Origin of the sequence: Streptomyces sp. NPDC004542 (genome assembly GCF_040610035.1) — a bacterium.
Classification (GTDB): domain Bacteria; phylum Actinomycetota; class Actinomycetes; order Streptomycetales; family Streptomycetaceae; genus Streptomyces.
On record NZ_JBEXLP010000066.1, the window covers coordinates 22,303 to 41,628 of the forward strand.

Below are 19,326 nucleotides of genomic sequence, written 5' to 3' on the forward strand. Positions count from 1 at the left end.
GCCGCCGCCCGTGCCACCCGCCGCTTCGGCACACAGTGCACCGGCAGCAGGCTCAGCCCCCACCCCCCGGTGGCGACCGCCCCCTCCACCACGCCCCCGTCACCCACGGCGATCCGCACCACGGCCCACCACCACACCGTCCCGAGTCCCAGGACGACTCCCCAGCGCACTGTCCGCCCCACCATGGCCGCCTCCTCCAGCCGGACGCTAGAACGCCACCGAACCCGCCGGGGAGGCGCACCAACGGCTCACTGATGCAACGCCGGGGGACTCGTCGGCCCGAAGCGTCAACGCCGGGCTGACACCGGGCCGACGAGTCCCCGGCCGGCTCACGCGTTCTCGGCCTGGAACATCCAGTGATGCTTCTCGAGATCCGCGGTGACGGCGATGAAGATGTCCTGGGACACCGGATCCGGGTCCCCGGTCGCCGCCACCCGGTCCCGCATCCGCCTGATCACCACGCCCAGCGCGTCCACCAGCGCCCGCACCGCGTCCTTGTCCTTGACCCAGCCCGAGGGCGCCGTGGCGATGCCGCTGCCGGCCGCCACGGTCGCCGCGCGCCCGTCGGGCGGGACGCCGAGCGTCGACGCCCGTTCCGCGACGGTGTCGGAGTGGGCCCGCGCGGAGGCGACGACCTCGTCGAGCTGGAGGTGGATCGGACGGAACCTGGGACCGACGATGTTCCAGTGGACCTGCTTGGCGACCAGCGACAGGTCCACCAGATCCACCAGGGCACCCTGCAACGCCTCCGACACGGTCTTCAGGTCCGCGTCGGACAGCGCGCTCTTCACGACGGACATGCGCATCCTCCGATGCCTCGCCCCCCGTCACGTCCCTCCACGATGACCGCGCCACCCGGCACCGGCAAACGGAGGCAGCAGCACGAAGGCCCCGGCCGGTGCCTCCCCGGGTCTCCCCGGAGCCGGCCCCGGCCGGGGCCTCACACGTGTCGCGTCAGGCGGCGACGACATCCACCGCCTCGGCGGGCGCCTTGATGGTCACCCGTTCCGGTGGCACACCGGTCACCGACACGGAACCCAGCATCGGGCGAACCGGCGTGGGTACGGGCTCGGTGGCCGCAGCAGACTGGGCCAGCTCGGCGAGGGCGAGCTCGTCGCTCACTTCCCGCATGAGCTCGGACATCCGTACGTCCAGCGCGTCGCAGATGGCGGCGAGCAGCTCGGAGGAAGCCTCCTTCTGCCCCCGCTCCACCTCGGAGAGATAGCCGAGCGAGACTCGGGCGGACGAGGAGACTTCGCGCAGAGTACGGCCCTGGCGCTGGCGCTGCCGACGCAGCACGTCACCCAGCAGGCGACGGAGCAGAATCATCGGTGGCTCCCTCCTCGGACCGCGTAGCCGCATCCTTCTCGCCCCACCGTACCGCCTTGCGCCGCGGCCGTGCGGGGAGCGATGTCGTGTTCACTCAGGGCTGCAAACATCAAAACCCCCCGTTCCGTTCCGTATCCTGTGCCCGCTCATTTCCGCTGGGTTCGCTCGCAAGTTGCTCGAGAAGCAGTGCGAGCACGCTCCGTACACTCTCCATACGAATTTCCGCGCGGTTGCCGTTCAACCGCAGAGCCACGACTTTTCCGCCACCGGCAGAACCGGCACCGGTCCCGGACGGACCCTCCACGGCCACGAAGACCGTCCCGACGGGCTGCCCGTCCTGCGGGTCCGGACCGGCGACTCCCGTCGTCGCGAGCCCCCAGTCGGCGCCCAGCGCCATGCGCACCCCGGCCGCCATCTGGGCCGCGACCTGCGCGTCGACCGCCCCGCGCTGGGCCAGCAGGGTGTCGTCGACACCCAGCAACTCATGCTTCAGATCGGTGGCGTACGCGGTGACCGACCCCCGGAACACCTTGGACGCCCCAGGGACCGCTGTGATGTCCGCCGCTACCAGACCACCGGTGAGCGACTCGGCGACGGCGACCGTCTCGCCCTTCACCTTCAGTAGTCGCACCACTTCAGTGGCCGGGGAACTCACGCTTCCGTCTCTTCCAACGCCGCCCGGCGCTCGGCGATTCCCCGCCGACGCAGCACAATGGCCTGTCTCACATAGTCGAGACCGGTCACAACGGTCAGAACGACCGCCGCCGCCATCACCCAGAACCTCAGGCTCGCCAGCCATCCCGTCAGCGCCAGCACATACATCCCCACGGCCACGCCCTGGGTGAGCGTCTTCAGCTTGCCGCCCCGGCTCGCCGGTATGACGCCGTACCGGATGACCAGAAAACGCAGGAGCGTGATCCCGAGTTCCCGCCCGAGGATGACGGCCGTGACCCACCACGGCAGATCGCCCAGCGCGGACAGGCAGACCAGCGCCGCCCCCATGATGGCCTTGTCGGCGATCGGGTCGGCGATCTTCCCGAAGTCGGTGACGAGGTTGTACGTACGCGCCAGGTGACCGTCGAACAGGTCGGTGATCATGGCGATGGCGAAGGCCGCCCAGGCGAGCGAGCGCCACGCCGGGTCGTACCCGCCGTCGGCCAGCATCAGCGCCACGAAGCCGGGCACCAGGAGCAGCCGGAGCATGGTCAGCAGATTGGCCACGTTCCAGACGCTGGCCTGGTTGACGGCCGCCGCCGCCAGCTTTCCGCCCCGGGGCGCCCTGGCCGTGCCCTGCGCACCGTCGGCGGAGCCGCCGGAAGCAGTGGCGCCGGAGCCCGAACCGGCCGCCGCGCCGGAGGTACCGGCGGAGCTCGCGGCGCCCTGCGCGCCGGAGGGACCGCCCGCGGCGGACGCCGGGACTCCGGTCATCTGCCTGCCTCCTCATGACAGCCGACCGAGCCCTCGAGCGGCTCGGCGACGAGGTCGACACCTTCCGTACCGATCACCTTCGCCTCGACCATACGGCCGACGCTCAGACCGGCGCCGCTCGTGAGCAGTACCTGCCCGTCCGTCTCCGGGGCCTGGTGCGCCGCACGGCCGTACACGCCCTCCTCGTCGTCCACGGACTCCACGAGGACGTGCACGGTCTCGCCCACGCGCTCCTCGGCCCGCTGCGAGACGAGTTCCTCGGCCAGCCGGGAGATGTGCGCCAGCCGCTCGGCGACGACGTCGTCGTCGAGCTTGCCGTCGTAGGTCGCCGCCTCCGTGCCCTCCTCGTCGGAGTAGCCGAAGACGCCGATGGCGTCCAGCCGCGCGCCGTTCAGGAAGCGCTCCAGCTCGGCCAGGTCCGCCTCGGACTCGCCGGGGAAGCCCACGATGAAGTTCGACCGCACGCCGGCCTGCGGGGCCTTGCCCCGGATGGTGTCGAGCAGCTCCAGGAAGCGGTCGGTGTCACCGAAGCGCCGCATCGCGCGCAGCACGCCGGGCGCGGAGTGCTGGAAGGAGAGGTCGAAGTAGGGGGCGACCTTCGGGGTGGAGGTCAGCACGTCGATCAGGCCCGGGCGCATCTCGGCCGGCTGGAGGTAGCTGACACGCACCCGTTCGATTCCGTCGACCTCCGCCAGCTCGGGCAGCAGGGACTCCAGCAAGCGGATGTCGCCCAGGTCCTTGCCGTAGGAGGTGTTGTTCTCGGAGACCAGCATGATCTCCTTGACGCCCTGCTCGGCCAGCCACCGCGTCTCGTTCAGCACGTCGCTCGGGCGGCGGGAGATGAAGGAGCCGCGGAAGGACGGGATGGCGCAGAAGGAGCAGCGCCGGTCACAGCCGGAGGCGAGCTTCACCGAGGCGACCGGGGCGCCGTCCAGCCGGCGGCGCAGCGGCGCGCGGGGGCCCGACTGCGGGGCCAGGCCCTCGGGCAGGTCGGCCGGGGCACCGTGCCCGGGCAGGGCCACCTCGGTCGCCGTCTGCCGCTCGGCCGGGCTGATCGGCAGCAGCTTGCGGCGGTCGCGCGGGGTGTGGGAGGCGTGGACGCCGCCGGACAGGATCGTCCTCAGGCGGTCGGAGATGTCCGCGTAGTCGTCGAAGCCGAGCACGCCGTCGGCCTCGGGCAGGGCCTCGGCGAGCTCCTTGCCGTACCGCTCGGCCATGCAGCCCACCGCCACGACGGCCTGGGTTCTGCCGTGCCCCTTGAGGTCGTTGGCCTCCAGAAGGGCGTCCACGGAGTCCTTCTTGGCGGCCTCGACGAAACCACAGGTGTTGACCACGGCGACGTCTGCGTCCCCGGCGTCCTCGACGAGCTGCCAGCCGTCCGCCTCCAAACGGCCTGCGAGCTCCTCCGAGTCCACCTCGTTACGGGCGCAGCCGAGAGTGACGAGTGCGACGGTACGGCGTTCAGGCATGGGCTCAAGAGTACTTCGTCCCACCGACACCCCACGTCGACGGGGTTGGCCGATCGCGGCCGACCCCGTGCGAAGACACCCCCCTGCGGCCGCCCGTGCCCGGCGGTCCTAGGGCATGTCTGACCATTCCCGTCATGCCGCGCGGCGTCAGGTGCGTGCTCTCGCCGCACCGGGCACACACCCAGGTACATCCCGTACGTGGGTGCATGCCCGGCACTCCCCCAGCCTTCGGCCGGGGGACCCCCAGAGCACGCACCTGACGCCGCGCGGCCGCCCTCCGGGCGACGACGGGAAGGGTCAGACAGGCCCTAGCCGACCTCGGGGTCGCCCTTGGTGTACGTCAGCCGTTCCACGGCGCCGGGCTGGAAGTCGTCCTCGATCTTCTTGCCGTTGACGTAGAGCTGGATCGCGCCGGCGTCACCCAGGATGAGGTTGATCTTCGAGCTGTCCTGGAAGGTCTTGGACTCGCCCTTGTTGAGGAGCCCGTCGAACAGCATGCGGCCGTTGTGGTCCTTGGCCGAGATCCAGCTGCGCCCGTCCGCGGCGGTGACCCGGACGGTCACCTTGTCCTGGGGCGCGGCGGCGATGGCGCTGTCGGACGGCTCGGCCTTCGGGTCGGCGGGCTTGTCCTTCTTGGGCGTGGGCGAGGCGGCCTTGCTCTTCGCGGGTGTGGCTCCCCCGGCGACCTGCCCCTTCTCGTCGTTGCCCGAGTCGCCGCCCTTGACGACCGTGAACCCGACGAAGCCGATCACCGCGACGATGGCGGCGACCATGGCCGCGGTCCAGTTCGGCCCGCGCCGCTCGGGGCGGATACGTTCCGCCTCGAACAGCGGGGCGGCCGGGGTCGGGGCGGGGCGTCCGCCGTGCTCGGCGTCGAACTGGGCCAGCAGCGGGGCCGGGTCGAGGCGTACGGCCCTGGCCAGGGTCCGGATGTGCCCGCGGGCGTACACGTCACCGCCGCAGGGTGCGAAGTTGTCCGCCTCGATGGCGCGCACGATGGCGATACGGACCCGGGTGGCGCTGCTGACGTCGTCGACGGTGAGCCCGGCGGCGATGCGTGCCTGCTGCAGCGTACGGCCGATGGAGGTACGGGCTTCCTCGGAGACGTCGTGGAACGGACGCTCGTCTTCAGGAGAGTTGCCGATGGACACGGGGGCGCCTTTCGAGCGTGTAGCCACCTGTGCTGGAAGTTCAGTCTAGGGGGGGTGCAAAAGGGTGGGGCAACCGGGCGGTTGGGCTCGGTACGCCATCGGTATGGCCCGACATACCGACGACGGGCCAGGCACGCACCCCGGAACGGAGTCCGCGCCTGTCCTCTCGCTCAACTTGACGTGCGACAACGGGAAACGGTTGCCCGCCGCTCCCTAACGGGTGGATCACGACCGAGCTGCCGCCCGGCCCCGTCCCGGCCACCGGACGGCCCGCGTCCCTTGGAACAATCCCTACCCCTCAGACTCCCCGCGTATCACCGCGAGCACGCCGTCCAGGTCATCGGGTTTCACAAGAACGTCACGAGCCTTGGACCCCTCGCTCGGTCCCACGACGCCGCGCGACTCCATCAGGTCCATCAGCCGCCCGGCCTTGGCGAAGCCGACGCGCAGCTTGCGCTGGAGCATGGAGGTGGACCCGAACTGCGTGGACACCACCAGCTCGGCCGCCTGGCACAGCAGGTCGAGGTCGTCGCCGATGTCCTCGTCGATCTCCTTCTTCTGTTTGGTACCGACCGTGACGTCGTCCCGGAAGACGGGCGCCATCTGGTCCTTGCAGTGCTGGACGACGGCCGCGACCTCGGCCTCGGTCACGAACGCGCCCTGCATACGGGTCGGCTTGTTCGCCCCCATCGGCAGGAACAGCCCGTCGCCCTTGCCGATCAGCTTCTCGGCACCCGGCTGGTCGAGGATGACCCGCGAGTCGGCGAGCGAGGAGGTGGCGAAGGCGAGCCGGGAGGGCACGTTCGCCTTGATCAGACCGGTGACGACGTCCACCGACGGGCGCTGGGTGGCGAGCACCAGGTGGATGCCCGCCGCGCGGGCGAGCTGGGTGATGCGCACGATCGCGTCCTCGACGTCGCGCGGCGCGACCATCATCAGGTCGGCCAGCTCGTCGACGATCACCAGCAGGTACGGGTACGGCTGGAGCTCACGCTCGCTGCCTTCCGGCGGCTTGGCCTTCCCCTCGCGCACGGCGCGGTTGAAGTCGTCGATGTGCCGGTAGCCGTAGGCCGCCAGGTCGTCGTAGCGCAGGTCCATCTCGCGCACGACCCACTGCAGCGCCTCGGCGGCCCGCTTGGGGTTGGTGATGATCGGCGTGATGAGGTGCGGGATGCCCTCGTAGGCGGTCAGCTCCACCCGCTTGGGGTCGACGAGGATCATCCGGACGTCCTCCGGGGTGGCCCGCATCATGACCGAGGTGATCAGGCAGTTGATGCAGGAGGACTTGCCGGAGCCGGTGGCCCCGGCGACCAGCATGTGCGGCATCTTCGCCAGCGAGTGCATGACGTAGCCGCCCTCGACGTCCTTGCCGAAGGCCACCAGCATCGGGTCGTCGTCCTCCGCGGACTCCGCCAGCCGCAGCACGTCACCGAGGTTGACCATCTCCCGGTCGGTGTTGGGGATCTCGATGCCGACCGCGGACTTGCCGGGGATGGGGCTGATGATCCGTACGTCGGGGCTGGCGACGGCGTAGGCGATGTTCTTGGTCAGCGCGGTGATCCGCTCGACCTTCACGGCGGGGCCGAGCTCGACCTCGTAGCGGGTGACCGTCGGGCCGCGCGTGAAGCCGGTGACGGCCGCGTCGACCTTGAACTCGGTGAAGACGTTGGTGAGCGCGGCGACGATCACGTCGTTGGCGGCGCTGCGCGCCTTGCCGGGGCCTCCGCGGGTGAGCAGGTCGAGGGCGGGCAGCGCGTAGGTGATGTCGCCGGAGAGCTGGAGCTGCTCGGCGCGCGGCGGCAGGTCCCGGGGCTCGTCGGGGGCCGCCTTGGTGAGGTCGGGGACCGGGCCGGACCTGAGCTTGTCCTGCCGCGGCCGCGCGGCCGGGGCCGGCACGGGCGCCGTGGTCCGCTCCGGAGCCGGCGCGGGGGCCGGTACGGGCGTCGGGGTGGTGTCCTCCCGGTCGCCGACGCTGACGCCCTGGGTGAGGTCGGCGACGACCCGCGAGGGCGGCATGCCGTGCAGGACGGCGCCGTCGAGGTCGGCCGCGGCGGCGGCGGCGATGTCCACGGCGTCCGGCTGCCGGTCCATGGCGGGCTGCGGCACCGCCGAGCGCCTGGGGCGACTCCGGCGCTTGGCGAGTGCCTCCTGCTCCGCGTCGTCGGGGTCGTACGCCTCGGGGGCGCTGCGGCGCCTGCGGGGGCGCGCGGGCAGCGCCTCGCGCCACTGGTCCTCGTACCGCTGGTCGTCGTCGGTGAACTCGTCGAACTCGTCGTCGGCGGGATCGGGCAGGAGCCCCAGGCGCACGCCCAGCGCGCGCAGCCGCTGCGGGATGGCGTTGACCGGGGTGGCGGTGACCACGAGCAGCCCGAAGACCGTCAGCAGCACGAGCAGCGGCACGGCCAGGACCTCGGTCATGGCGTACGTCAGCGGGGTCGCCGCCCCCCAGCCGATGAGTCCCCCCGCGTCCCTTATGGCCTGCATGCCGTCGCTGCGGGCGGGCGAGCCGCAGGCGATGTGGACCTGGCCGAGCACGCCGATGACGAGCGCGGACAGACCGATGACGATCCGGCCGTTGGCCTCCGGCTTCTCGGGGTGCCGGATGAAACGCACGGCGACGGCCGCGAGCAGTATCGGCACCAGCAGGTCGAGTCGGCCGAAGGCGCCGGTCACCAGGATCTCCACGAGGTCGCCCACGGGGCCGCGCAGATCGGCCCAGGTGCCGGCGGCGACGATCAGCGCGATGCCGAGCAGCAGCAGCGCCACGCCGTCCTTGCGGTGGGCCGGGTCGAGGTTCTTCGCTCCCTGGCCTATGCCGCGGAAGACGGCGCCCACGGCGTGCGCCAGGCCGAGCCAGAGGGCGCGCACCAGCCGGTAGACGCCCCCGGTGGGACTGGGGGCGGGCTTGGGCGGGGGTACGGCCTTGCGCGCCGCGGCCTTCTTGGCGGGCACCTTCTTCGCCGGGGCCTTCCTCGCGGCGGCCTGCTTGGCCGCAGCTTTCGCCGGAGCGGCCGCCCTCTTGGCGGGCTGTTTCTTGGCTGCGGAAGGACGTGAGGCCATGGATGTGAGGTTACCGGGGGAGACGACAGCGGACACGTGTGGCCACGGCTTCACCCGTTCGTGTCGTCCTTGGGAGTGCGCGGGACTGACGCCCGCTCATACGCAACTGCGGCCGCCGCGGGCGTCAGTTCTGCGACGGCATCGGCGCGCCGCCGCCCGTGCCCGGCTCCAGGGCGTCGAGCGCACGCCGCAACCCCGTCAGTTTGCGTTCGAGATGGGCGGCGGTGGCCACCGCGGCCGCGTCCGCCGAGTCGTCGTCAAGCTGCTTGGACAGGGCCTCGGCCTGCTCCTCGACCGCCGCGAGCCGGGCGGACAGCTCGGCGAGGAGTCCGGCCGACTCCTTGCCGCCGCCGACCGCGCCCTTGCCGTTGCCGCCCTCCAACTGCAGCCGCAGCAGCGCGGCCTGCTCCCGCAGCTGGCAGTTCTTCATGTACAGCTCGACGAAAACGGAGACCTTCGCGCGCAGCACCCAGGGGTCGAACGGCTTGGAGATGTAGTCCACCGCGCCCGCCGCGTAGCCCCGGAAGGTGTGGTGCGGGCCGTGGTTGATGGCGGTGAGGAAGATGATCGGGATGTCCCGGGTCCGTTCCCGCCGTTTGATGTGCGCGGCGGTTTCGAAACCGTCCATTCCCGGCATCTGGACGTCCAGCAGGATGACCGCGAAATCGTCCGTGAGCAGTGCTTTGAGCGCTTCCTCCCCGGACGATGCCCGCACCAGCGTCTGATCGAGCGCAGAGAGGATGGCCTCCAGCGCCAGCAGATTCTCCGGCCGGTCATCGACCAGGAGGATCTTGGCCTTCTGCACCATGGCCCGCCCTCCTCGCCCCGGCGGTACACCGGGCGCCGCCCCAGGGGACGACTCCCTTTCGCCGCCCGTCCTTGTGCCGGTCATGGTAGCCGCACCCCGCCTGTCGCCACACCCTGTCACCGCGATGTCACTGTGCACAGAGCGGAAACGCGGCGCGAGACCAGAAGGTTCCCCGATTCCCGCACTTCCACACCTCCGCGACCCCCCTCCTTCAACAACATCGCACACACTTCGCGGCTTCCCGGCACCTTCACCCGACTTTCACCCGAGCCCGCCCACACGGTCACTGAGCGCTCATGCCGCGCTCATTCCACGATCATGCCGCGCTCATTCCACGATCATGCCGCGCTCATTCCACGATCATGCCGCGCTCATTCGGCGATCAGGCCGTGCTCACCCGACGCTCATTCCGCACGCATCCACTGCTCCATCACCGTCAACAGGTGATCGGGATCGACCGGCTTCGTCACATAGTCGGAAGCACCCGACTCGATCGCCTTCTCCCGGTCGCCCTTCATCGCCTTGGCGGTCAGCGCCACGATCGGCAGCCCGGCGAACTGGGGCATCCGGCGGATCGCCGTGGTGGTCGCGTACCCGTCCATCTCGGGCATCATGATGTCCATCAGCACGACCGCCACGTCGTCGTGCTGCTCCAGGACCTCGATGCCCTCGCGGCCGTTCTCCGCGTACAGCACGGACAGGCCGTGCTGCTCCAGGACGCTGGTGAGCGCGAAGACGTTGCGGATGTCGTCGTCGACGATCAGCACCTTCTCCCCGCCGAACCGCACCGGCCGGTGCGACGCGGGCGCCGCCTCCTGCTCGGCGGCCGGCCAGTGGTCGGTGCGCTGCTCGTTCGGCGGGGTGCCGCGGCGACGGCGCCGGAAGAGCGCGGCGGCGCCGTTCTGGGTCTCCCGGTACGACTTCACCTCGGCCGGCGTCTCGATCTCCGCGGGGGACAGCTCGCTCGAGCGGGCCTCCGAAGCGACCAGGTCGCCCGCCTCCAGCGCGGGCAGCGACTGCTGGTAACCCTGCGGCGGCAGTTCGCTGGGGTGCAGCGGCAGATACAGCGTGAACGTCGAGCCGCGCCCCGGTTCGCTCTGCGCGTGGATCTCACCGCCGAGCAGCTGAGCGATCTCCCGCGAGATCGACAGCCCGAGGCCCGTACCGCCGTACTTGCGGCTGGTGGTGCCGTCCGCCTGCTTGAACGCCTCGAAGATCACCCGCATCTTGCTGGCGGCGATGCCGATGCCGGTGTCGGTCACGGAGAACGCGATCAGCGGCGCGTCCGGGTCGGTCAGCGACCCGGCCTCCAGCAACTGTTCCCGGATGCCCACCGGCACGTTCGTACCGGCCGGGCGGATGACCAGCTCGACCGACCCGGAATCGGTGAACTTCACCGCGTTGGACAGCAGGTTCCGCAGCACCTGGAGCAGCCGCTGCTCGTCCGTGTGCAGCGTGGCGGGCAGCTCCGGCGAGACCCGCACCGACAGGTCGAGGCCCTTTTCCGCGGTCAGCGGCCGGAAGGTGGCCTCCACGTAGTCCACGAGCTGGACCAGCGCGATACGCGTCGGGGAGACGTCCATCTTGCCCGCCTCGACCTTCGACAGGTCCAGGATGTCATTGATCAGCTGGAGCAGGTCGGAACCCGCCCCGTGGATGGTCTCGGCGAACTCGACCTGCTTCGGGGAGAGGTTGGCCTCGGCGTTGTCGGCGAGCAGCTTCGCCAGGATCAGCAGCGAGTTCAGCGGCGTGCGCAGCTCGTGCGACATGTTGGCCAGGAACTCGCTCTTGTAGCGCATGGAGACCGCGAGCTGCTCGGCGCGCTCCTCCAGGACCTGCCGCGCCTCCTCGATCTCGGTGTTCTTCACCTCGATGTCACGGTTCTGCTGGGCCAGCAGCTCGGCCTTCTCCTCCAGCTCGGCGTTGGAGGCCTGGAGCGCCTTCTGCCGCTGTTCCAGTTCCTCCGACCGGAGCCGGAGTTGCTCGGTCAGCTCCTGCGACTGCTTCAGCAGCACCTCCGTCTTGGTGTTGACGGAGATGGTGTTGACGCTGGTCGCGATCATCTCGGCGATCTGGTTGAGGAAGTCCTTCTGGATCTGCGTGAACGGCGTGAAGGACGCGAGCTCGATGATGCCGAGCACCTTGCCCTCGAAGAGCACCGGAAGCACGATCACCTGCGCGGGCGGCGCCTCGCCGAGCCCGGAGGAGATCTTCAGGTAGCCGCTGGGCGCGTTCTCCACCAGGATCGTGCGCTTCTCCTGGGCGGCCGTGCCGATGAGCCCCTCACCCGGCCGGAACGACGTCGGCATGGAGCCCATCGAGTACCCGTACGAACCGAGCATCCGCAGCTCGTACGCCTCCTCGCTCTCCGCGTTCAGGTCCTTGCCGTCCACCAGCGGCATCGCCAGGAAGAACGCGCCGTGCTGCGCGGAGACCACCGGCGTCAGCTCGCTCATGATCAGCGAGGCCACGTCATCCAGGTCGCGGCGGCCCTGCATCAGCGCGGAGATGCGGGCCAGGTTGCCCTTGAGCCAGTCCTGCTCCTTGTTGGCGATCGTGGTGTCGCGCAGGTTGGCGATCATCTTGTTGATGTAGTCCTGGAGCTCCTGGATCTCGCCGGAGGCGTCGACGTCGATCTTCAGGTTCAGGTCGCCACGGGTCACCGCGGTCGCCACGCGCGCGATGGCACGCACCTGCCGGGTCAGGTTCCCGGCCATCTCGTTCACGGACTCCGTCAGGTCCCGCCAGGTGCCGTCGACGTCACGCACGCGTGCCTGGCCGCCGAGCTGCCCCTCGGTGCCCACCTCGCGGGCCACCCGGGTGACCTCCTCGGCGAAGCTGGACAGCTGGTCGACCATGGTATTGATCGTCGTCTTGAGCTCGAGGATCTCACCGCGGGCGTCGATGTCGATCTTCTTGGTCAGGTCACCCTTGGCGATGGCGGTGGTGACCATGGCGATGTTGCGCACCTGGCCGGTCAGGTTGGACGCCATCTGGTTCACCGACTCGGTGAGGTCCTTCCACGTGCCTGCCACGCCCGGCACGCGCGCCTGTCCGCCCAGGATGCCGTCCGTGCCCACCTCACGGGCCACCTTGGTGACCTGGTCGGCGAACGAGCTCAGCGTCTTGACCATCGTGTTGATCGTGTCGGCGAGCTGCGCCACCTCGCCGCTCGCCTCGATCGTGACCTGCCGGGTCAGGTCACCGTTGGCGACCGCGGCCGACACCTGGGAGATGTTGCGCACCTGCATGGTCAGGTTGTTGGCCATCAGGTTGACGTTGTCGCTGAGGTCCTTCCAGATGCCCGTGACACCCGGCACCCGCGCCTGCCCGCCCAGAATGCCCTCCGTACCCACCTCACGGGCCACCCGGGTCACCTGCTCGGCGAAGCTGGACAACTGGTCGACCATCGTGTTGACCGTCGTGACGAGCTCGAGGATCTCGCCCTTGGCGTCGACGGTGATCTTCTTCGACAGGTCGCCCTTGGCGACCGCCGTGGTGACCTCGGCGATGTTGCGGACCTGGATGGTCAGGTTGTTCGCCATGAAGTTCACGGACTGCGTGAGGTCCTTCCAGGTGCCCGCGACCCCCTGGACCTCCGCCTGACCGCCGAGCATGCCCTCGGTGCCCACCTCACGCGCGACGCGCGTGACCTCCTGGGCGAACGACGACAACTGGTCGACCATCGTGTTCAGGGTGTTCTTCAGCTCCAGGATCTCCCCGCGCGCGTCCACGGTGATCTTCTGCGACAGGTCACCCCGGGCCACCGCGGTCGCGACCTGGGCGATGTTGCGCACCTGGGCGGTGAGATTGCCGGCCATGCCGTTCACCGAGTCGGTCAGGTCGCGCCACACGCCGGCCACGCCGGGCACCTGCGCCTGACCGCCGAGGCGGCCGTCCGTGCCCACCTCGCGGGCCACCTTGGTGACCTGGTCGGCGAAGGCGGAGAGCTGGTCGACCATCGTGTTGATGGTGTTCTTCAGCTCGAGAATCTCCCCGCGCGCGTCGACGTCGATCTTCTGCGACAGGTCACCCCGGGCCACGGCCGTCGTCACCTGAGCGATGTTGCGCACCTGCGAGGTCAGGTTCCCGGCCATCGAGTTGACGGAGTCGGTGAGCTCCTTCCACGTACCCGACACACCGTCCACACGCGCCTGACCGCCCAGGCGGCCCTCCGTGCCCACGTCCCGTGCCATCCGCGTCACCTGGTCGGCGAAGCTCGACAGCTGGTCCACCATCGTGTTGACGGTGTTCTTCAGCTGGAGCATCTCGCCGGAGACGTCCACCGTGACCTTCTGCGAGAGGTCGCCGTTGGCCACCGCCGTCGTCACCTGGGCGATGTTGCGCACCTGGCCGGTGAGGTTGCGGAACGCCGTGTTGACGGAGTCCGTCAGGTCCTTCCAGGTACCCGCCGCCCCCGGCACCTGCGCCTGCCCGCCCAGCTCACCCTCGACACCGACCTCCCGCGCCACGCGGGTGACCTCAGCACCGAACGACGACAGCTGGTCGACCATCGTGTTGACGGTGTTCTTCAGCTCCAGCATCTCGCCGGCCACGTCGACGGTGACCTTCTGCGAGAGGTCACCGTTGGCCACCGCCGTCGTCACCGCGGCGATGTCCCTCACCTGTGTGGTCAGGTTCCGGAACACCGTGTTGACGGAGTCCGTCAGGTCCTTCCAGGTACCCGCCGCGCCCGGTACGTTCGCCTGCCCGCCGAGCTGTCCCTCGGCCCCGACCTCGTTGGCCACCCGGGTGACCTCGTCGGCGAAGATCCGCAGCGTCTCCGTCATCTGGTTGATGGTCTCGGCGAGCTGCGCGACCTCGCCACGCGCCGGGACGGTCACCTTCTGCGACAGGTCACCGCTGGCCACGGCCGTGGTGACCTGGGAGATCCCCCGTACCTGGGCGGTGAGATTGCCCGCCATGGTGTTGACGGAGTCGGTGAGCTCCTTCCACACCCCCGCGACCCCCGGCACCTGCGCCTGCCCGCCCAGGATGCCCTCCGTACCCACCTCACGGGCGACTCGGGTCACCTCGGAGGAGAACGAGGACAGCTGCTCCACCATCGTGTTGACGGTGTTCTTCAGCTCCAGCATCTCGCCGGCCACGTGCACGGTGACCTTGCGCGACAGGTCACCCCGCGCGACCGCCGTGGTCACCAGCGCGATGTCACGCACCTGCGCGGTGAGCCGGTTGGCCATCGTGTTGACGGACTCCGTCAGGTCCTTCCACGAACCGGACATGCCGCGCACCCGCGCCTGTCCGCCCAGCTTGCCCTCGGTACCGACCTCGCTGGCCACCCGCGTGACCTCGTCCGTGAACGTCGACAGCTGGTCCACCAGGTTGTTGACGGTCCGGCCGACCTTCAGGAACTCACCGCGCAGCGGATGCCCGGTCCCGTCCGGTGCCTGCGTCCTGAGCTCCATGCGCGGCGACAGGTCGCCCTCCGCCACCGCGGACAGCACCCGGCCGACCTCGGAGACCGGTCGCACGAGATCGTCGACGAGCGCGTTCGAGGCGTCGATGGCCGCGGCCCAGGAACCCTCGCAGGCGCCCGTCTCCAGCCGTTCCGTGAGCTTTCCCTCACGCCCCACCACCCGCCGCACCCGCGACAGCTCACCCGTCAAGTGCAGATTCCGGTCGGCCACCTCGTTGAACACAGCCGCGATCTCCGACATCACGCCGTCCCCGGACACCGTGAGCCGCTTGCGGAAATTCCCGTCCCGCATGGCCACCAGAGCCACCAGCAGCCGGTCCAGGGCGGCGGTGTCCACCTGGATCGTGCCGCCCCGCCGCCTGCCCTGGGACGGTCCGCCCTTCGCGCGCGTGTTCGTGCTCCGCGTCGCTGCGCCAGACTCCACTGTGTCCCTCCCGCAGGGATCGACCGTTTCTGCTGTGCTCGGGTACTTCTGTTCGGCTTCCGGTTACTGCTGCGTATTTCTGCCAGACGAGATCCGCTCGCACCAGGGACTGCTGCCCTCCGTGCACGGAACGCACTCAGCCCGACCGGACCGTCACCAGAAGCTTGCCCAGTGTTTCACCCCGGCCGAACCAGGCCATGACAGATCGGCACCTTCGCACACCGCCCGCACACCCTGGGGGCGTAATCAGCGCCGACCGGCATCCTTACGGACCGCGAAGGTAAGTAACCTTGCATGCGGCTGTCCAGCCGCACCGGTCCGTCCGGCCTGGGCGGTGGCACGAGAACGAGCGGGCATCGGAGGGGCGGCCGCAGACCATGACCACCGAACTGATCCCGGGGGGACACCCCCCGGACCCCCGGCCGACGGGCACGCCGATGCCGCACCAGCGGCGCGGGCCGGACGGCACCGGATCCCTGCACGTCGACAACCGGTCGAGGAGTTCTGTGATCACCGCGCGCGCGGCCGCCAGCTTCGAGCCCGTCGGACGATCGGTCGCGACCGCCCGATCCTTCGTCCGTGACACCCTCCAGGGCTGGGGGTTCGCCGACATCGTGGACGACGCGGTGGTGCTCACCAGCGAACTGGTGACCAACGCGGTCGTCCACGCGGGCACCGCCGCCGACGTGCTGTGCCTGCGCGCCGACGACGCCGTACGCATCGAGGTGGCGGACCGCTACCCCGAGCGCGAGGTGCCCCTCCAGGGCCCGGCCGCCACCATGGGCAGCCCCGACCGCGAGGGCGGCCGCGGACTCCAGCTGTGCGCCGCCCTGGCGGCCCGCTGGGGCGTGGACTACACGCCCACCCACAAGAACGTCTGGTTCCAGCTCGATCTGCCCGAACGCCCGGTCGGTACTCGCGCCGCCGGACCGTCCCTGCCCGCGGATCTCCTCCCGCTGGCCGACGGCCGGGTCCGCGTCGCGGTCGTCCAGATCGACCGCAAGGGCTCCGTCACCGCCTGGAACGAGGACGCCGAGGAGCTCTTCGGCCACACCGCCGGCCAGGTCACCGGCAGGCCCCTGACCGACGTCGCTGCCTGGCCGCACACCCCGGGCACCGGCACCGGCATCGCCGAGGCGCTCCAGCTCTCCCGCTGGGAGGGCAGCTACGGCATCCGCTGCGCCGACGGCCGGGTGACTTCCGTGTACGCCTCCCACCTCAGGGTCCGCGACACCGGCGGCGAGCCCTCCACGGTCTGTCTCCTGGTACGGGACCACGAACGCGCCGTCCTCCAGACGCCGATGCGCCTGCCGTCCTCCGAGCAGGCCCCGGCCGCCGACGGCCAGAGCGCCGATCCCTTCGAGGTGTTCATCGGCTCGCCGGCACCGGACGACCTCGACGGCCTCCTGCAGCGCACCGTCGAACGCGCCCGCGACATGCTCGACGGCGACGCGGCCTTCCTGCTGCTCGCCACCGACGACGAGACGGAGCTGGAGGTCCGCGCGTCCACCGGCCTGCCCTCCGCACGCCAGCGCTTCGCCCGCGTCCCCGTCGAGGCCGGCCCCGGCCGCTACGGCTCGGCCCGCATGCCCGCCGTCCACGAAGACCTCGCCGTGGTCCCCGGCGCCGTACCCCTCCTCAACGACACCGGCATGCGTTCCGTCGTCACCGTGCCGCTGAAGGTCGAGGGCCGCCTGACCGGCTCCCTCGGCGTGGCGGCGGAGGCGCCGGGCAGATACTCCAACGAGGAGGCCCTGCGCCTGCAGTTCGCCGCCGACCGGATCGCCCTGGCCGTCGAATCGGCCCGCCTGGGCGAGCTGGAGCGCCTGCGCCGCGGTTCGCTCAGCTTCCTCGTCGAGGCCTCCGACCTGCTCGCCGGCACCCTCGACCGGGACCAGACCCTGGCTCTGATGGCGCAGATGACGGTACCGACCCTGGCCACCTGGTGTGCCGTCTACACCATCGCCGACCAGGCCTCCGAGCCGTACCTGTCGTACGTCCTGCACGAGGACGAGGAGCTCATCGACGGCATCAAGTCCCTGCTGTCGAAGATCTCCCCGCCCGACCCGGTGCCGACGCCGGGCGCCCGCGTCTGGTCCGCTCCGGGCGCGGTGGCCCACCAGGCGGCGCTGCGCTCTTCGATGCGCAGCCTCGGCCTGACCGGCGGGCCCACCTACCAGACGTCCTCGGGCATCGGCCCCACGCTCGCCACGGCCTCCGCGGTCGGCGGCGAGACGGTCGTCCTGCCGCTGGTGGCCCGCAACCGCGTCATCGGCATGCTGACCCTGGGCAAGCCCACCGACGAGCACTTCCGCCAGGAGATCCTGGAACTGGCCGAGGACTTGTCCAGACGGGCCGCCCTGGCCCTGGACAACGCCCGTCTGTACTCGGAGCGGACGGCCATCAGCCAGGCCCTCCAGCGCAGCCTGCTGCCGCCGGGGCAGCCGCAGATCGAGGGGGTCGAGGTCGAGGTCATCTACCGCGCGGCCGGCGAGGGCAACGAGGTCGGCGGTGACTTCTACGACGTCTTCCCGATCAGCGACGACGCGTACGGCTTCGCGATCGGCGACGTCTGCGGTACGGGCCCGAACGCCGCCGCCGTCACCGGCCTGGCCCGGCACGCGCTGCGCCTGCTGGCACGGGAGGGGCTGAGCGGTCCCGCGGTCCTCGAGCGCCTGAACTCCGCCATCCTCGACGAGGGCGCCCGCAGCCGTTTCCTGACGCTCCTGTACGGCGAGTTGCGGCCTCGTGAGGACGGCAGCGCCGAGCTCAAGGTGGTCTGCGCCGGCCACCCGCTCCCCCTGCGCCTGCGCCAGGACGGCACGGTGGAGGCGGCGGCCGAGCCCCAGCCGCTCCTCGGAGTCATCGAGGACCTGGAACTGTACGAGGAGACGGTCGTCCTGGACCCGGGCGACGTCCTGCTGTGCGTGACGGACGGCGTCACGGAACGCCGTGAGGGCACCCGCATGCTGGGCGACGACGGCCTCGCCGAGGTTCTCACCACCTGCACGGGACTCACCGCGGGGGCCGTGGCCGCCCGGGTCATGCGCGCGGTGGAACGCTTCGCGTCCGACGCCCCCTCCGACGACATGGCGATCCTGGCGATGCGCGTTCCGGGTATCCAGCCGGATTAGGGCACGAAAAGACCCCGCCCGAGGGGGCGGGGTCTTTTGGGGTCTTACTGCTGGAGCCCCCAAACGGAATCGAACCGTTGACCTTCTCCTTACCATGGAGACGCTCTGCCGACTGAGCTATAGGGGCCTGTCGCTTTCGAGGTTTCCCTCGCGGCGACGGAATAGATCATACCCCGAGCGCAGCCGAGTTCCCAAACTCGTTCAGGGCACGATCAGCATCCGTTCAGAAGGCGGGCTGGAGCAGTCCTCCGAGGGCATTGCACGCGGACACGATCCGCTGCATCTCCCGCCTCGTCAACGACGCGTCCACGGGCAGCGCCAGCGTCTCGTCCGCGGCCCGCTCCGTTTCCGGCAGTGCCACGCAGCGCCGGAACTCCGGCAGCCGGTGCACCGGTGTCTTCACGGGCACCCGGCACTGGACTCCCCTGGCGCGTATCGCCCGGGCGAAGGCGTCGCGGTCCGGCCGCCCGTTGCCCGGCACCCGCACCACGTACTGCTGGTAGGTGTGCCCGTCGCCACCGTCGGGCGTACGCACGCCCCTGAGCTTGGCGTCGAGGTAGGCGGCCCGCTCCCGGCGCTGGGCGACCTCGTCGTACGGCGCCTCGGACTCGCCCTGCTCCAGCACCAGCAGCCCGTGCCGCTGACCGACCGCGTGCAACCGGGCGATGTCCGCCCGCCGTCCGAAGCGATGGACGACAACGATCGCCGCGGTACGCGGAGTCACGGCCGCCTCGACAGCTTCGGCGTCGAGGCAGTACGTCGCCGGATCTATGTCGGCGAACAGCGGAAGCGCACCGGCCAGGGTCACCGCCTCGGCGATCTCCACGTTCCCGAAGGCCGGCACGACGACCTCGTCACCGACTCCGACGCCGGCGGCCCTGAGCATTGCAGCAGTACCCATGGCATGGATGCTGGGTGCGGAACGTGAACTTCAAGTGACACACAACAAAAAAGGGCTGGTCCCTGAACCGAAGTTCAGGGACCAGCCCTTCAAGAATTGTTCGGCGGTGTCCTACTCTCCCACAGGGTCCCCCCTGCAGTACCATCGGCGCTGTGAGGCTTAGCTTCCGGGTTCGGAATGTAACC

The 19,326-nt window shown here is 70.3% G+C and carries 11 protein-coding genes, 1 tRNA gene and 1 rRNA gene; 1 reads left to right on the top strand and 12 read right to left on the bottom strand.

Going from position 1 to position 19,326, the window contains the following annotated elements:
- Window positions 1–329: 329 nt before the first annotated feature.
- The 9 genes from ABZX30_RS27945 to ABZX30_RS27985 form a co-directional block, all read right to left on the bottom strand.
- Window positions 330–800, bottom strand: coding sequence for a DNA starvation/stationary phase protection protein (locus ABZX30_RS27945; protein ID WP_355938196.1), 471 nt, complete (start codon window positions 798–800; stop codon window positions 330–332).
- Window positions 801–954: 154 nt separating this feature from the next.
- Window positions 955–1,329 (bottom strand): helix-turn-helix transcriptional regulator, encoded by a 375-nt coding sequence (locus ABZX30_RS27950; RefSeq protein ID WP_053666341.1) that lies wholly within the window; start codon window positions 1,327–1,329, stop codon window positions 955–957.
- 109 nt (window positions 1,330–1,438) lie between these two features.
- The gene (locus ABZX30_RS27955) at window positions 1,439–1,984 is read right to left on the bottom strand and encodes a CinA family protein (protein ID WP_355938198.1); all 546 of its coding nucleotides are present in this window, start codon (window positions 1,982–1,984) and stop codon (window positions 1,439–1,441) included.
- On the bottom strand, window positions 1,981–2,757 hold the full coding sequence (gene pgsA, locus ABZX30_RS27960; protein WP_355938200.1) for a CDP-diacylglycerol--glycerol-3-phosphate 3-phosphatidyltransferase: 777 nt from the start codon (window positions 2,755–2,757) through the stop codon (window positions 1,981–1,983). Before pgsA ends, ABZX30_RS27955 begins: the two co-directional genes overlap by 4 nt.
- Window positions 2,754–4,226 (bottom strand): 30S ribosomal protein S12 methylthiotransferase RimO, encoded by a 1,473-nt coding sequence (rimO, locus tag ABZX30_RS27965; protein WP_355938202.1) that lies wholly within the window; start codon window positions 4,224–4,226, stop codon window positions 2,754–2,756. Before rimO ends, pgsA begins: the two co-directional genes overlap by 4 nt.
- 308 nt (window positions 4,227–4,534) lie before the next feature.
- A complete protein-coding gene (locus ABZX30_RS27970) occupies window positions 4,535–5,377 on the bottom strand; it encodes a RodZ domain-containing protein (RefSeq protein WP_355938204.1) in 843 nt (280 codons plus the stop codon).
- Window positions 5,378–5,668: 291 nt separating this feature from the next.
- Entirely contained in the window at window positions 5,669–8,437 is a 2,769-nt protein-coding gene (locus ABZX30_RS27975) for a DNA translocase FtsK (protein WP_355938206.1), read from the bottom strand.
- Window positions 8,438–8,561: 124 nt separating this feature from the next.
- Window positions 8,562–9,245, bottom strand: a complete 684-nt coding sequence (locus ABZX30_RS27980; protein ID WP_355938208.1) for a response regulator — start codon at window positions 9,243–9,245, stop codon at window positions 8,562–8,564.
- A 404-nt stretch (window positions 9,246–9,649) separates the two neighbouring features.
- Window positions 9,650–15,106, bottom strand: coding sequence for a HAMP domain-containing protein (locus tag ABZX30_RS27985; protein ID WP_355938210.1), 5,457 nt, complete (start codon window positions 15,104–15,106; stop codon window positions 9,650–9,652).
- Window positions 15,107–15,483: 377 nt separating this feature from the next.
- Between ABZX30_RS27985 and ABZX30_RS27990 the strand changes: the two genes are divergently transcribed.
- Window positions 15,484–18,240, top strand: coding sequence for a SpoIIE family protein phosphatase (locus ABZX30_RS27990; RefSeq protein ID WP_355938212.1), 2,757 nt, complete (start codon window positions 15,484–15,486; stop codon window positions 18,238–18,240).
- Between the two features lie 51 nt (window positions 18,241–18,291).
- Here ABZX30_RS27990 and ABZX30_RS27995 read toward each other — a convergent pair.
- The 3 genes from ABZX30_RS27995 to rrf form a co-directional block, all read right to left on the bottom strand.
- Window positions 18,292–18,367 (bottom strand) — tRNA-Thr (locus tag ABZX30_RS27995).
- Window positions 18,368–18,463: 96 nt separating this feature from the next.
- Window positions 18,464–19,126: a DegT/DnrJ/EryC1/StrS family aminotransferase gene (locus ABZX30_RS28000; protein ID WP_355938214.1), complete on the bottom strand. Its 663-nt coding sequence runs from the start codon at window positions 19,124–19,126 to the stop codon at window positions 18,464–18,466.
- 113 nt (window positions 19,127–19,239) lie between these two features.
- Window positions 19,240–19,326: ribosomal RNA gene (gene rrf, locus ABZX30_RS28005) — 5S ribosomal RNA — on the bottom strand; the annotation flags it as partial.